The sequence below is a fragment of the Rufibacter roseus genome, from assembly GCF_001647285.1.
Lineage (GTDB): Bacteria > Bacteroidota > Bacteroidia > Cytophagales > Hymenobacteraceae > Nibribacter > Nibribacter roseus.
The window spans coordinates 366580-380902 of record NZ_LRML01000005.1; the positions used below are offsets into that span (position 1 = coordinate 366580).

Here is a 14323-nt window from a genome sequence, read left to right on the forward strand (position 1 = left end):
ATTCGCAGGCTGCTTCAACCATTGCACAGCTCACATGTTAACATACTGCCCTTGGCACCAAACCAGCTCTAAATTTTTGAGTCTGGTTTAGCTTAGACACTTTTACTTCACGCACAGATATGCTTTAAGCACAAGCTTACCTCACGCACATGAAACAAAGGTTTACCCTTCTCCGCCTCTTACCTGCTAGGCTTCGAGCTTTTTTTTGTATTACGCTTACCCTTGGGGTAATTGCTAGCTATACGGCTGTAGCCCAACATTCAACCTGCTCTATTTTACCTCTTTCTCTTGAAGAAAGGGTACAAGCCTCTCAGCTTATTGTAGAGGGAAAGGTCATAAGCCAGCAGTCTTTCTGGGACGAGCGGCATGAAAATATTTACACGTCTAATAAAGTAGAAGTGTACAAAGTGTTCAAGGGGAATGCCACTCCGGAGGTAGTAGAGATAATTACAGAGGGAGGTCGGGTAGACCTTGATTTACACATATACTCAGCCACTCTCTCTTTAAAGAGCCAGCAGCAAGGTATTTTCTTTCTACAGCCCATGCCCAACCGTACCTATAAGGCGTTTGGTAGTTTGCAGGGCTTTATCGAATACCAACTTCCGCAAGGCACCGCTCGCGACCCGTTTCGGCAGTACAGTTCCATTCAGCAAGAAGTTTACTCTTCCATAAGAAGGCTAACGGGCAGCACTTACCGCACCATCAACCACAATTTGGCGTTAGAGGCACTTGCCAAACCAAAAGAAAATACTCAAAACCTGCGCCGGCAATTTCCCTTGATTGCCAGTTTCTCGCCCTCGACCATACGAGCGGGGGTAGGAGATGTACTTACCATAGTGGGCACTAATTTTGGCAACACAAGAGGGAAAGGCTATGTTGAGTTCAAAAATGCAGATGATGGTGGAGACAGCTATATTCAACCTCTCCCCACTGACTATGTGAGTTGGACTAATACTGAAATAAAGGTAAAGGTACCTACTAGCGGTATTGACCACGGCACCGCCGGTTCGGGCGTTTTCAGGGTAGTAAACAATGATCCAAACACTGCCACATCTGCCACGCCACTGACTATAATCTATGCAGTTTCTAATGTCACTTACAAAGATGATGACCGAGGACTTGCCGAACAAAGCTATATTCCGCGCCTCATCAACCAGAACGGACAAGGCGGCTACACCTTTAGGTTTGGTGCCAGTTTTGAAGCCAACAAGCCTGCTCTGTACGCTTTTAAACGCTCTATGAATGAGTGGTCTTGCAACACTTTTATTAATTGGGTAACAGCTGACAACGCCACCGCCGTAGCGCGTACCGCCGATGACAAAATAAACGGGGTGCGGTTTGCAACCTCCGGTGAACTACCCGCCAATGTACTAGGCAGGTGTATTAGCCGGTACAGCGGTTGTATAGTAGACGGCACCAACGTTAATTTTTGGGTAACCGAGATGGATCTGGAATTTGCCGCACGCACAGACTGGCAGTATGGGCCCGGCTCGGCTAGTGGCCAGCAGTTTGATTTTGAGTCAGTGGTACTGCATGAACTGGGGCACGGCCATCAGCTGAGTCACTTGATTTTACCCCGTGCTGTCATGCATTATGGCGTGGCACGCGCCCAGGTTAGCCGTGATCTAAGCCCCACCAGTGACATTCCCGGAGGCTTGTTTGTTATGTCTCGTAGCACAAACCAAACCATCTGCAGAATAGCTCCAATGGTGGCTAAGCCAGAAGACAATTGCGCCATCACGGTTCAGCCTTTAGCCCTGGAAGCAGAATACCACCCCGCCGATAATACCGTGCTATTGGAATGGGAAACTCAGAGCGAAGACGGCGTAACAGAGTATGTGGTAGAACGCAGCCAAAACGGAGTTAACTTTACACCCATTGGCACTGTGCCTGCCACCGGCAGCGCCACTAGCGGGAGCTCTTATCAGTTTGTAGATACAAATCCACCCCCAGTACTGGCTTATTATAGACTTCGTAAGGTAAACAACAGAGGCCGCTCAGAATATTCAGAAGTGGAAGAAGTGAGAGGCCCTGAATTTGTAACCCAACTGGCTCCTAACCCTGGTGGAAACACCACCTTTCTGTACTACTCTACCACTGTTTCAGACCGACTTTATATGGATGTGTATGACCCTACCGGCCGTATCCACTCTTCTTTTGTGGTGTTGGTGGAGCCCGGAACCAGCCGTTATGAGCTTACGCTTCCAAACGTAGGCCGGGGCCTGTACTTAATCAGGTGGCGAAGCTCAAGGGACAGCGGGGTTTTCCGGTACCTGAAGGTGGAATAGCGCTTATTTTTAAAATAATTCTGTTTCTTAATCTTGAAAAGAGGCTACCGGAATTTATTTATTGGCGCGAGCACCTGCGCTAGTCTGGCGTGTACTGTAACTACTTCCGACTTTAAGTCTGATTTCGCAAAACTAGCCCCAAAAGGCGCTACAAGCGGGCTCTTGCGCCAGCTTTATTTTACTTCATACAGTTTCACTGTATTATTCAGCACCGTACATGGTAAAAAATTTATTTTCAGCCTCTACGGTGCCAATCAAAATGATTTCGGCCTCAGCAGGTAGCACCATGAATGGATCTGGGTTAATCAGCAGGTCTTCTCCGTTGCGGACGGCAATAATGGTACAGCCTGTTTCCTGACGGATAGACGACTGGGCAATAGAACGGCCAGCCAGTTGTACGGGCACCTTCACTTTTAGCAAATCCAAGCCTTCGGCTACCATCAGAATGCCACTCCGCTTTAGCAGGTTGAAAATAGTGTTGCCGCCCATAGAAGCATAAGACATGACAAAATCGGCCCCGGCCCGGTGCATGGTAGGCAAGTTGCGTTGTAACGTAGAGCGGGTAATAATCTGAATGTCCGGCCTTAGACGGCGGCAGTAAATAGTAAGGTACACATTTACGTCGTCATCATGGGTAGTGATGATAACACAAGGTGATTCTTCTATGCCTGCTTCTTTTAAAACCTCCAGCTCAGCGGCATCGCCTAAAATGTAACGCGGATCTTTTCTTATGCGCTCAGGGGCTTTTTCTACAATGCGGTAGTCAAGATTACGAGCAGCCAACGATTTTCCGGTGGCCCGGCCCACACGGCCGCCCCCTATGATTATCAGCGGAGCTTTCAGCACCTTGTTCACTTTGAACATCTTGTTGTAGTTTTCAATCTGGAGCTTTGACCCTGCCAGCACCAACACGGTGGTCGGTGAAATAAGGGTTTCAGGCTGGGCTGCCCTAAATTTTCCGCGTTCCCACACACCCACCACACTAACACCTACCCGCTCACGCAACCTGGTTTCTTTTATGGTGAGCCCCTCTAACGGAGAACCCGCAACAGAAGCTTCCGCAATCTGCAACTCCCTGAACTCCCCAATTACCTGTGCACTGGCATCGCCCCCGCTAGCCCGCCTTGACAAGAACTCACCCATCATCTCGCCTAACTGCAACACGTGGTTACTTCCGGCCAACTGTAAAATATCTGCAGATGCCTCTAAGTTACAGGTAGAGATAATAGGCACATCAGCACTTACTTCGCGCACGGTAAAGGCAACGTTGGTATTAATAACATCGGTAGAAGTGGCAGCAACTAAAGCGGCTTGTTCTACTCTAACCTGGCTATAGGTTTTGGGGTCATCTAGTTCACCTAGCATCACTTTTATTCCCATACCATGCAGACGCAGGCCTTCGGCCAGATCAGGCACCAGCACTACATAAGGGTAACCAAACTGGTCCAGCTTGTTTATAAGCGCTTCGGTTACCGGACCGTAGCGGGTAAGCACCACATGGCCTCTGGTGCCTTTGGGAAGCTCGCGAGGCACCTGGGCATCTTCCTGGGCTTTCATCCAGGGGGAATAGAAAAAATTAATAAACGTGAACGGAAACAAGATCAGCAGAAATACCATGCCTGATAACAGCACCACAATAGAGAAGAACCTACCAAGGTCACTGTGAAAGGTTATATCACCGAAACCCAAAGTAGACATAACCGTGAGGGTCCAGTAAAAACCGGTAATCCATGAGAACCGTTGCCCTTCACGGAGCATAAGCAGGTGAAAGATCACGGTAAATACCAACACCAAGAGCAACAGCACCAGCAAGAAGTTGAGCAACAACTTCAGGTTTCGGCGGTCTGGCTTGTTCTTCAGAAAAATAAGAAGCTGAGTAGGCAAAAATTTCATATACAGTGCCTTTTACGGAGAAGGAAAGATAGAGCAGATATGGATTTAAAAAAAACTTCAGCCTTCAGGAGCGGTATTCTATTTCTGACCAGCCGTTCTACGTGTAAAGCCTGTGCAGGCATACGTTTAGCCGGTGCCGCTGCATAAAATACTTGCATGGCAAACCAGGCGAGCGTAGCTTAGTGCTTTACAGCTTTTCTATGCCACACATGCAATGGGAGCGTCTTATTTCTAAGAAGCGCTTTGATGCCCAAACCCCACAACACGCCACTGACGAGACGGTGCGCGGCGAGTTTCAGCGAGATTACGACCGCCTAGTATTTTCTACACCATTCCGGCGGCTGCAGAACAAAACTCAGGTAATGCCCATGCCCGAGAGTGATTTTGTGCACAACCGGCTCACGCACAGTTTAGAAACATCTTGCGTTGGCCGTTCGCTGGGTCGTTTGGTTGGCAAAACAATTCTGGAGCGTCATCCTGCCATTCAGGAAGCCTACCATATTTTGGAATCTGATTTTGGTGACATGGTGGCGGCCGCCTGCCTGGCGCATGATATTGGCAACCCTCCTTTTGGCCACTCCGGCGAAGATGCGATCTCCGCTTTTTTCAAAGGCCCTGAGGCAGCTCCATTCCTGAAGAATCTGAACCCGGCTCAAGTAGCAGATTTACAAAGCTTTGAGGGCAATGCCGCTGGTTTTAGAATATTAACGCACACGCACCCCGGGCAAAGCAATGGCAGCTGTGGTATGCGGTTGACCTACAGCACCCTGGCTACCTTCACCAAATATCCTCGGCCGTCAGATGCCGTGGTAAAAGGCAGCAAAAACGCCAGCGAGAAAAAGTATGGTTTCTTTCAGGCCGAGCAGGCGCATTTCAACAAAATTGCCCAAGAACTGGGCATGCTGCCAAAAGTGAACAACGCCTATCACCGCCACCCTTTAGCGTTTCTGGTAGAAGCCGCAGATGACATCTGCTACCGCATCATTGACTTTGAAGACGGTTGCCGCCTGGGCCTTATTCCATTTGAACAAGCCAAAGAATTGCTGCGCCCGCTACTGAACGAAGAACCAGGCAAGGTGCATAGCACCGTTTTTCATGATTGGCGTGAGCAGTTAGGCTTGTGGCGGGCTGTCATCATTAACAACTTAGTGTATGAATGTGCCCAAATATTTTTAGACAATGAGTCAGAAATCTTGTCTGGGCAATTTGACCAGTCGCTCATAAACCTGGTGCAGAACAAGGCGGCGCTAGACCAAATAAAGAAAGTCTCTATAGACAAGATTTACCGCAACCGCCCTGTATTGGAGATTGAGGCGGCCGGCTTTGAAGTGTTAGGTGGTTTGCTGGAGGCGTTTCTGAACGCAGCCTTTCATGATCAAGACAGCCGCCACCGCAAATATTTAGATTTGGTGCCAGACCAGTTCCTCGGGCCGCAGCGGCAACTTCCGCAAGATGATTACGAGCGTATTCTAAACATTACCGACTTCATTTCTGGCCTCACCGACAGCACCGCCATTAGCCTGTACCGCCGCATAAAAGGTATTGAGTTGCCCAAGATGTACTAGGTAAATTGTTGACTGGGGATTTTTTAAACCGCTTGCTGTACTACCGTCTTAGGTGTTGGCTGGTAGTGTTTCCAAAAGGAATGTGAGCTGTTTTTAGCCTGTTTTTCTTAAAACAGGCTAAAAACAGGCGCCACACAATAATTTATCAAAAAATAATGGTTTTGTTGTCGCTCACGAACACCTTTTCAGAAAAAACCAGTTTCAGCGCCTGGGCCAGTACAATTTTCTCCACATCCCGCCCCGATTGAGCCATGTCTCTGGCACTTTGCGCATGGTTTACCTGAATTACATTTTGGGCTATGATTGGCCCTTCGTCTAGCTCATTGTTCACAAAATGAGCGGTAGCCCCAATAACTTTCACTCCGCGCTCAAATGCCTGCTTATATGGGTTGGCTCCAATAAAAGCAGGCAAAAAAGAATGATGAATGTTGATGATGCGGTTAGGGTACTGCTCTACAAAGCCCGAACTAAGCACCCGCATGTATTTGGCCAGCACAATGTATTCTGGCGCATATGCGTTTACTGTAGCGGCTATTTCCCGGTCGTGCTCTTCACGGGTTTTGTTTTCGTGCGAAATATGGTGGAAAGGTATATTGAAACGGGTCACCAGCGTTTCCAGCTCCTGATAGTTCCCGATCACCGCTTTGATGTTGGCGTTCAAATCACCGTACTCGTACCGCAACAGTAAATCACCTATGCAATGGTGCTCTTTGGTCACCAATATCACTATGTCTTTTTTGCGCTCAGGCACCAGCTTAATGTTCGCCTCCGGGGGCAAAGCTTCGTGCAGTTCCTGAACTAATGCCTGTGGGTTAACTTCTCCGGATAGTTCCGCCCGCAGAAAAAAGTAGTTGCGCAAACGGTCCACAAACTCATCATTGCTGATAATATTCAGGTTATTTCTGAAAACTATTTGGGTGATGGTATAAATAAGCCCTTTCCGGTCTGAGCAATCAATGAGCAGAGTATGAAGCATAGCTATATCTTGAGATGCTCAAATATAGACTACAATCCATTCGTTTTTAGACTGATTTCACAAAAAGAGGCGAAAAACAGAGCTGCCTATGCCGCCAGATAGCTATCTCTCCGGATAGACATAACAATCTGATTATGAAACTGACCGCTGCTGCCACCTGACTGCAAATGGCAGCCATCAATGGTGAAACCTGCTCTTTCATAGGCAATGCGCCCACCTGGGTTTTGGTCAGAAACGGTGAGGATAATACTTTCCAGGTTCAACTCTTCAAATCCTTTTTCTACCACCATTTTGGTGACCTCTGTGCCAATACCCTTGTTCCAGGAATCTTTGTCACCAATAAAAATGAAGTATTCCCCGGTTCCGTGTTCAAAGTTGAGGTCACTTAGACCGGCATAACCCAGGCACTGTCCATTCTCTGTATCAATTATAGCTAAGTTTAGGCAATCAGGGTCAGCCATAGTTTCAGCAAACCACCGGGTAATTTCTTTTTCAGATGAGATATTATGGAAGGCAAAAATAGCGTGCGCAATGGCCTCTTCGTCATTGACCCACTCAAAGAAGTAAGGTAAGTGTGCATGGGTCAATGGCGTGAGTTCAATCATAGTTTTAGTTTAAGCAAATTACATACGCAGCTGCGGCATTGTCTGCGACTGACGCCATACATCTAGTACGCCTAATTTTTTAAGTACCTGCCCGGCGTTGGGCAGGCCTATTACCTGCCAGTGCGTTTGGCGGTTGCGCATTTGCAGCTCTACCACAATAGGGTCTTTCTGAGCAGGCGTGAGTAAATTCAAACCCACCACCGCCAGACTGTCTTGGGTATTTACGTAGGAAATACCATCTATGCGGCTGTTTAACAGCTGGCTTTCTTGCAGCAGCCTGTCCAACGGAAGCAGAGCTTGCACATCTTCCCAGTCTTCAGGGCTCATACCGGCTGGCGGCCCACCTGTTTTACCCTGTTCTACATAACGCTCTATTTCCAGCCGAAGCGCCTGCAGTACCTCATCTTTCTGAGAAGCAATAGCCATGCCTAAAAGTAAGGCGGCCATATTTCGCTGTTCTTCCGGCAGCTCGGCCATACCGGCCTGTACTGTCTGGTCTAAAAGGCTGGCGGTAGTTCTCTCCACATCTACATATTTTTCCAGAGCTGCCATGTCACGGTTATCAATGGCCTTATGTATCTGGTACAAAGAGTACTCTGGCCCTTGACCATACCGTTGGTAAAGCAGGTAGCCTGTCACCCCTAAAGCGGTTAACACTACCAGCCAAATCACAAGTTTTTTCATGGATCTAATTAGGTATTGCGCACTTGCCAGCACTACTGCTGCTTTTTTAAGATGTCAAACACAGTCTTTAAAGCAAGTGCAGAGCCTATACTACGTAAACTGTCAGAAAAAATCGTATTTTTTTGATATTCCTACAATAATCCGGCACCAATAGCTACTAAGGCACCAGCCAACGTAGCCATGAGTTTGTCTCGGTTAAAGCGGTGCTCAGGGCTGGTTTCAAAAAGAATGGTGGTAGAGATGTGCAGAAAATTGCCTACCAACAAGCCAGAAAGAATGGTGTAGGTTTCGCCGGTCAGAAGACGTTCCAGCGCCACGTAATTGCTAAACAGCAAACCGGCAGGCGCCGCTAACGCAAACAGCAGCAAATAGGTAAACGCTTTTTTATAACTATGCAGCCTGGTGACCAATACAGACATCAGCGCAATGGCTGCCGGAATGTGGTGCAGGGCAATACCCGCCAATATATGATAAAAATTATCGCCTACGTGAGCATGGGTATGCAGGTGTTGGTGCGCCTGCTGTGCCGCCATTCGGCTTTGCACCAAAACACTCCCTTCTAATAACGAATGAATGACCAAAGAAGCCAGCAGTAAGACAGGAACCGCCCCTGCGTGATGGTGGTGTCCGTTACTATGCGCATGAATATGCCCGTGCTCTACCCCGTGAGAGAAAACCTCCAGCACCAGCTGCAGAAAAAAGCCAGCTAAAATATAGAAACCTACCCGGTGCGGGTCTTCAGTACTGAGCAGCACATCGGGCAGAATGTGCAGAATGGTTAAGGAGAAAAGATAGGCGCCGCTAAAGGCCAGTAGCAGCTTTAGCCAACGCTGGTTATCCTGCGGCAGAAAGCGCACGAGCCAACCAGACAGCATCACCGTGAGGAAAAGAATTAAAACGGCTACTAGCATGGTTACTTTTTCAGGACAAATATCATTCGTTCACTCTTTTCCAAATCAAATGGGCCTAGGTCATAATCACCGAACACCTCAGCTACCCGCAAATGTACCATCTGAAAGTATTCCAGAAACTCATGGTAGCAAATGGCTCTTACCCGCTCCACAAATTCAAACTCCTGCCCCTGGTCCTGAAACTGAATGGTCTTTACTATAAAGCCTTTCTCCAGTTTTCGGGTAATATGGAATGAAATTCCTTCCTCAACTTTGGTTTCTTCTGCCACCAAGCGCTCAATTACCCGCTCAGTATTCATGAAGTCGATGACCAGTTTGCCTCCGTATTTAATAGAAGCCACGGTAGCCTGTAGGGCTACTACGTTTTCATAATCAACGTCAAAATAGCCAAAGCTGGTAAAAAGATTCAGCACCAGATCAAAGCCACCCGCTTCAAAAATGTTGCGCATGTCATGCACAAAGAAGTGCAGGCGCTCGTTCTCAAACTGACGGGCATAGGCAATGCTATTCGCTGATAAGTCAATGCCTGTTACATCATACCCCTTCTGGTTCAGGTATAAGGCGAAACGTCCTTTACCACAGGCCAGGTCCATGATGCGGTAATGCGGCTTGGGGTGCAGGTGGTCTATGAGGTTATCCATAAACCGTTGCGCCTCCTTTACATCACGGCTCCGGTACAGGATGTGGTAGTACGGAGAATCAAACCAGGTGCTAAACCAATCAGGGGCCTGTGCCATGCGTTACGTGGGGGAAGAACTACAGAAATGAACGGGGCACTCTACCGCTACTGCTGCGCGGCTGTACTGTCTGCCACGGCAGCTGTGTAATCAGGATTCTTTTCCAGGTCCATGCCACAGACTGGGCATTTACCCGGTTCCATGCTGGCGCTGCCTTCACACTTCATGGGGCAGATATATGCCATTTGTTCTGTTGCTGCATCATGTTGGGCGTGAGTCGCATCTGCTTTGTCTTGTTCTGAAGCTGTACTGCAACCGGTAGAGAAGGCAAAAATGCCAAAGGCAGCTATAGCTACCAACAGGTTCTTTTTCATGGGTAGATAAAAGACAGCAAGAACCCGTTTTGCACCTGTTTTTCAAAAAGCAGGCTCAAAACGGGCTCTTGATAGTTAGGTTTATTAATGATTCTCTATATTCTTGGCTTCATTTGTCTGCTGTGACGCCGGAATACCTTCTTTCTCTCTTCCTATCTCATTAGTGTGCTCTTCATGGTTGATGAACACATTATCTTGTCCCTCACGGTCATCAGCCTTGTCAATGTTAGAGGTGTTGTTCCGGTGCCCTGGCGGCACATAATCAACAGAAACTTTGGTCTCCGGACGCAGGTCAGATGGTTCAGAGCTGCAAGAGGCCATGAAAAGCGCGCTGGCCAAGGCTAGAACAGAAAAGGTCTTTTTTATCATGATTTCAAAATTTTAAGTCGAAAACAGGTTACGTATGATAGACGGCTTAGGCTTGAATAAAGTTTTTGCGGCGCAACAACGAGTCCATCAGTTTCAGGTCATTGGCGCTGTTAAAAATACGGAACGGCAAGTGCAGAAAAATAGGCACGTTAAAAGTTTTGGCCACCCAACCTTTCCAGCCTTTGGGCAATTGATCAGCCGTTGGTCCTTTGAGGTAGAAAAAGTACGCCTCATTCTTTTGGGTTACTTTGTCAATCATGTCCCATTGCAGGGCCATGCCTTCGCGGTCATTGCGCTTTAATAAGATCTGGCGCTGGTCTATTTCATAAGACACGCGCTCAAACAGCACATTGCCTTGCTCCATTTGGGTCACGCCCATTACCTGGGCTGAACGGATGAGCACGTACAGCAAGGTTACCACCACGGCACCTACTACCCACCACCATGAAAAATTAATGGCCGCCGGAATAAGGAAAATAGCCAGCGGAATCAAAGCTCTCCACCACTCCCGCTTCCAGACCTGTGCCAGCGCCATTTTAGCGTACTGGTTTTTATCTAACTGATTCTTCTTCGTCCGGATGGCCAGCGGATTGCTCTGTTGCTGTTGGGCCACCCGGTGTCCCCCTCTTTGGTTTGGTTGCATCATATAATTTGTACTCTACTTTTTATTGGACACAAGACGCAGGACATAAGATGTAAGACTTCTTTTCCTCCTAACACTTCTCCTGCTCTCTTGCCCTCTCTAAAACTTATGTTGAAAAAATCCTGTGTCTTGTGTCTTGTGTCTTAAATCTTGTGTCTACTTGAACGCTTTCAGGCTCAGATCTAAACTTCTGTTAGAATGCGTTAAGGCGCCCACTGAAATATAGTTTACTCCTGTCTCGGCTACGGCTCTAATGGTTTCTTCTGTAATGCCGCCGCTGGCTTCGGTTTCAAAGCGTCCGCCTATCAATTCTACGGCTTCGCGCAGGCGCTCTACCTCAAAATTATCTAGCATGATACGATCAACGCCGCCTATTTCCAGCACCTGACGCACCTCGTCTAGATTACGCGTCTCTACTTCTATTTTTAGCTGCTTGCCCACTTTCTGCAGGTACGCGTGCGTGGCTTCAATTGCCTGCTTTATGCCGCCGGCGTAGTCTACGTGGTTGTCTTTGAGCATAATCATGTCATACAACCCGAACCTATGGTTCGTACCGCCGCCAATCAACACCGCCCATTTCTCCATCATTCTAAAGTTAGGAGTGGTTTTGCGGGTGTCCAGCAATTTAGCACCGGTGCCCTCAATCAATTTGGCTATGCTTTTGGTGTACGTGGCAATACCGCTCATGCGCTGCATGCAGTTGAGCACCAAACGCTCGGCGGTTAAAATAGACTGCGCCTTTCCGTGCACGGTGAAAGCCACATCACCGTGTTTTATTTCGGCGCCGTCTTGCAACAGCACTTCCATACGCAGGGCAGGGTCTACTTCATGGAAAATTTTCCAGGCTAACTCCACTCCAGCAAGTATTCCTTCGTCCTTCACCAGCAGCTTCGCCTGGTTCTGGGCATCGGCGGGAATAGCGGCCAAAGACGAATGGTCGCCGTCGGCTACGTCTTCCTGCAGGGCCTGCCGAATAAAGGCTCTGATGGCGTCTTGGGTTAGGTACGATGCTTTCACGGTGCAAAAATAAAAAAAGGCACCGAACTATCGGTGCCTTTTCTGTGATTAGACCAAAACCTGCCTATTCTATTTTACTATTTAAATGCCAAACCTTTCTCTAGACCTGCCACTCCGCTTTTTCATGAATAAATTATAAGAAAAAGTCTTGTGTCTTACGTCTTGATACTTGTGTCTGATTTATTTAAACTCTATGGTGTCAATTACAAAGGAGTTGCCCTGCTTTTTGCCTTTCACCACTACGCTGTAGCGGCCTCCTTTGTGGTGATATTTGCCTAGCGCGTACTGCTGTCCGTTCTCAGAACCGCCCTGGTGGTCAAAGCTGAAACCGGCCGGAGGATTTTTGCTGAAGAAGTTACGCAGCACCATTTCGGCCTGGCTTTGGCTGTAGCTGGCGTTATCTCCGTCAATGCTCACTTCTACTTTGCTACCGAAGTAACGAGCCAAATCGCGCGAAGAGCCTGCTTTGATAGCCGCCTGTACGCCGTTCATGGCATCAGATTGAGCAGCCACTTGTCCGGCACCCACCAATATACCCAGCATCACCACGGTCAACGCCATCAATCTCTTTAAATTTTTCATGTCTGTTTGTAAACAAGTTCATCGGATTATAGCCAAAACTATGCCAAAGGCAGAATGGTTCAGGCGGTTAAATATACATGAAATCTACAGAATCAGCGGGTTGTAGCGCTATTTTTCAGAGAGGCTTGTATCTTTACGGCATGAGCAAGAAGGTACTTTTAATGATATTAGATGGTTGGGGCCTCGGCACTGACCCGTCCGTATCGGCGATTGAGCACGCCAATACCCCTTTTATTGATTCACTGTTCCAGCAATATCCGCACGCGCGCCTGGAAGCTTCCGGCGAGGCCGTTGGTTTGCCTGAGGGCCAGATGGGCAATTCTGAGGTAGGCCACATGAACTTGGGTGCCGGCCGCGTGGTGTATCAAGACCTGGTGAAAGTAAATGTAGCCATCCGCGAGAAAACCTTAGGCCAAACCCCTGCCTTGCAGGAGGCGCTGCAATACGCCAAAGAAAATGGCAAGCCGGTGCATTTTATCGGGTTGGTTTCCGATGGCGGTGTACACTCGCACATTGACCACCTCAAGGCACTTTGCAGTCTTGCGCAAGAGCAGGAGCTGGAGCAAGTGTTTGTACATGCCTTTACCGATGGCCGCGACACCGACCCCAAAGGCGGCATGGCTTATTTGACCGATTTAGAAAACCATCTGGAGAACTCCACCGGAAAAATTGCCTCCATCATTGGCCGCTACTACGCTATGGACCGCGACAACCGTTGGGAACGGGTAAAGCTGGCGTATGACGTACTGGTGAATGCCCAAGGCCGCCCGTCGGCTAACTGGCGCGAAGCCCTGCAGGAGTCTTATGATGAGGGCGTGACCGATGAGTTCATCAAACCGGTTGTGTGTCTGGATGTAAATGGTGAACCAATGGCCAAGATTCAGGAGGGCGATGTGGTGATTTGCTTCAACTTTAGAACCGACCGCGGCCGTGAAATCACGCAGGCCCTAACGCAACGCGAGTTTCCGGAGCAGGACATGAAGCCATTGAACCTGAAATACTACACTCTCACCAATTACGACGACACTTTTGTTGGCGTCACGCCAATTTTCGACAAAGACAACTTAGCCAATACGCTAGGCGAGGTACTGGAGAAAGCAGGCAAGACACAAATACGCATTGCCGAGACAGAAAAATACCCACACGTGACATTCTTCTTCTCCGGCGGACGTGAGCAACCTTTTGAAGGTGAGAAGCGCCTGTTGTGCCCATCGCCAAAGGTGGCTACGTATGACCTGCAGCCCGAAATGAGCGCTTTTGACATACGTAACTCCATTGTGCCGGAGATAGAGCAGGAGACTGCTGATTTTATCTGCCTCAACTTCGCGAACCCAGACATGGTGGGCCACACCGGCGTGTTTGAAGCGGCCGTTAAAGCCGTGGAGACCGTTGACCAATGTGCCCAGGCTGTAGTTTCGGCCGCTTTAGAACACGGCTACGCCAGCATTGTAATCGCCGACCACGGCAACGCCGATGTCATGCGTAACCCCGATGGCACCCCAAACACCGCACACACCACTAACCTAGTACCGTTCATCTTGGCAGACAAAGACTACAAAGGTGAATTGAAAGATGGAAAATTAGGAGACATTGCGCCAACAATTCTGTCTTTGTTAGGAGTAGAGGCTCCCGCAGAAATGACAGGGGACGCGCTGCTGATTCCGGCGGTGTAGTCTTACTGTTTGATTGAACCAGAAGAAGTAAGCCCTCTGTTTTGGAGCTGTTTTCTGAAAAAACAG

General features: G+C 48.5%; 14 protein-coding genes. 3 read left to right on the forward strand and 11 right to left on the reverse strand.

Annotated features, from left to right (window positions below; translation table 11 throughout):
- The first annotated feature begins 149 nt into the window (after positions 1-149).
- Entirely contained in the window at positions 150-2288 is a 2139-nt protein-coding gene (locus A8O23_RS09980) for an IPT/TIG domain-containing protein (RefSeq protein WP_066620371.1), read from the forward strand.
- Between the two features lie 201 nt (positions 2289-2489).
- Here A8O23_RS09980 and A8O23_RS09985 read toward each other — a convergent pair whose 3' ends face one another.
- The gene (locus A8O23_RS09985; RefSeq protein ID WP_066620373.1) at positions 2490-4181 is read right to left on the reverse strand and encodes a potassium channel family protein; all 1692 of its coding nucleotides are present in this window, start codon (positions 4179-4181) and stop codon (positions 2490-2492) included.
- A 200-nt stretch (positions 4182-4381) separates the two neighbouring features.
- Here A8O23_RS09985 and A8O23_RS09990 point away from each other — a divergent pair, with 200 nt between their 5' ends.
- Entirely contained in the window at positions 4382-5746 is a 1365-nt protein-coding gene (locus A8O23_RS09990) for a deoxyguanosinetriphosphate triphosphohydrolase (RefSeq protein WP_082882988.1), read from the forward strand.
- Positions 5747-5891: 145 nt separating this feature from the next.
- Here the strand turns inward: A8O23_RS09990 and purU are convergent, their stop codons facing one another.
- The 10 genes from purU to A8O23_RS10040 all read right to left on the reverse strand — a co-directional run bounded on the left by purU (position 5892) and on the right by A8O23_RS10040 (position 12584).
- On the reverse strand, positions 5892-6722 hold the full coding sequence (gene purU / locus A8O23_RS09995; protein WP_192849041.1) for a formyltetrahydrofolate deformylase: 831 nt from the start codon (positions 6720-6722) through the stop codon (positions 5892-5894).
- An 86-nt stretch (positions 6723-6808) separates the two neighbouring features.
- Positions 6809-7327 (reverse strand): GNAT family N-acetyltransferase, encoded by a 519-nt coding sequence (locus tag A8O23_RS10000; RefSeq protein ID WP_066620375.1) that lies wholly within the window; start codon positions 7325-7327, stop codon positions 6809-6811.
- Positions 7328-7345: 18 nt separating this feature from the next.
- A complete protein-coding gene (locus tag A8O23_RS10005) occupies positions 7346-8011 on the reverse strand; it encodes a DUF2939 domain-containing protein (RefSeq protein WP_066620378.1) in 666 nt (221 codons plus the stop codon).
- Between the two features lie 131 nt (positions 8012-8142).
- Positions 8143-8922 (reverse strand): ZIP family metal transporter, encoded by a 780-nt coding sequence (locus tag A8O23_RS10010; RefSeq protein ID WP_066620379.1) that lies wholly within the window; start codon positions 8920-8922, stop codon positions 8143-8145.
- A 2-nt stretch (positions 8923-8924) separates the two neighbouring features.
- Positions 8925-9659, reverse strand: a complete 735-nt coding sequence (locus A8O23_RS10015) for an SAM-dependent methyltransferase (protein WP_066620381.1) — start codon at positions 9657-9659, stop codon at positions 8925-8927.
- A gap of 47 nt (positions 9660-9706) precedes the next feature.
- Positions 9707-9973: a heavy metal-binding domain-containing protein gene (locus tag A8O23_RS10020; protein WP_066620387.1), complete on the reverse strand. Its 267-nt coding sequence runs from the start codon at positions 9971-9973 to the stop codon at positions 9707-9709.
- An 84-nt stretch (positions 9974-10057) separates the two neighbouring features.
- On the reverse strand, positions 10058-10342 hold the full coding sequence (locus A8O23_RS10025) for a hypothetical protein (RefSeq protein WP_066620390.1): 285 nt from the start codon (positions 10340-10342) through the stop codon (positions 10058-10060).
- A 46-nt stretch (positions 10343-10388) separates the two neighbouring features.
- Positions 10389-10988, reverse strand: coding sequence for a hypothetical protein (locus A8O23_RS10030; protein ID WP_066620393.1), 600 nt, complete (start codon positions 10986-10988; stop codon positions 10389-10391).
- Positions 10989-11141: 153 nt separating this feature from the next.
- Positions 11142-12002 (reverse strand): carboxylating nicotinate-nucleotide diphosphorylase, encoded by an 861-nt coding sequence (gene nadC / locus A8O23_RS10035; protein ID WP_066620395.1) that lies wholly within the window; start codon positions 12000-12002, stop codon positions 11142-11144.
- 180 nt (positions 12003-12182) lie between these two features.
- A complete protein-coding gene (locus A8O23_RS10040; protein WP_066620397.1) occupies positions 12183-12584 on the reverse strand; it encodes a DUF4783 domain-containing protein in 402 nt (133 codons plus the stop codon).
- A gap of 140 nt (positions 12585-12724) precedes the next feature.
- Here A8O23_RS10040 and gpmI point away from each other — a divergent pair, with 140 nt between their 5' ends.
- On the forward strand, positions 12725-14257 hold the full coding sequence (gpmI, locus tag A8O23_RS10045; protein ID WP_066620399.1) for a 2,3-bisphosphoglycerate-independent phosphoglycerate mutase: 1533 nt from the start codon (positions 12725-12727) through the stop codon (positions 14255-14257).
- The last annotated feature ends 66 nt before the right edge of the window (positions 14258-14323 follow it).

Excerpts from the sequence above, each read along its gene's own strand:
- A8O23_RS10005 (WP_066620378.1), bottom strand. The coding sequence starts at position 8,011 with ATGAAAAAACTTGTGATTTGGCTGGTAGTGTTAACCGCTTTAGGGGTG.
- gpmI (WP_066620399.1), top strand. The coding sequence starts at position 12,725 with ATGAGCAAGAAGGTACTTTTAATGATATTAGATGGTTGGGGCCTCGGC.
- A8O23_RS09980 (WP_066620371.1), top strand. The coding sequence starts at position 150 with ATGAAACAAAGGTTTACCCTTCTCCGCCTCTTACCTGCTAGGCTTCGA.
- A8O23_RS09985 (WP_066620373.1), bottom strand. The coding sequence starts at position 4,181 with ATGAAATTTTTGCCTACTCAGCTTCTTATTTTTCTGAAGAACAAGCCA.
- A8O23_RS09990 (WP_082882988.1), top strand. The coding sequence starts at position 4,382 with ATGCCACACATGCAATGGGAGCGTCTTATTTCTAAGAAGCGCTTTGAT.
- purU (WP_192849041.1), bottom strand. The coding sequence starts at position 6,722 with ATGCTTCATACTCTGCTCATTGATTGCTCAGACCGGAAAGGGCTTATT.
- A8O23_RS10010 (WP_066620379.1), bottom strand. The coding sequence starts at position 8,922 with ATGCTAGTAGCCGTTTTAATTCTTTTCCTCACGGTGATGCTGTCTGGT.
- A8O23_RS10030 (WP_066620393.1), bottom strand. The coding sequence starts at position 10,988 with ATGATGCAACCAAACCAAAGAGGGGGACACCGGGTGGCCCAACAGCAA.
- A8O23_RS10000 (WP_066620375.1), bottom strand. The coding sequence starts at position 7,327 with ATGATTGAACTCACGCCATTGACCCATGCACACTTACCTTACTTCTTT.
- A8O23_RS10020 (WP_066620387.1), bottom strand. The coding sequence starts at position 9,973 with ATGAAAAAGAACCTGTTGGTAGCTATAGCTGCCTTTGGCATTTTTGCC.
- A8O23_RS10015 (WP_066620381.1), bottom strand. The coding sequence starts at position 9,659 with ATGGCACAGGCCCCTGATTGGTTTAGCACCTGGTTTGATTCTCCGTAC.
- A8O23_RS10040 (WP_066620397.1), bottom strand. The coding sequence starts at position 12,584 with ATGAAAAATTTAAAGAGATTGATGGCGTTGACCGTGGTGATGCTGGGT.
- A8O23_RS10025 (WP_066620390.1), bottom strand. The coding sequence starts at position 10,342 with ATGATAAAAAAGACCTTTTCTGTTCTAGCCTTGGCCAGCGCGCTTTTC.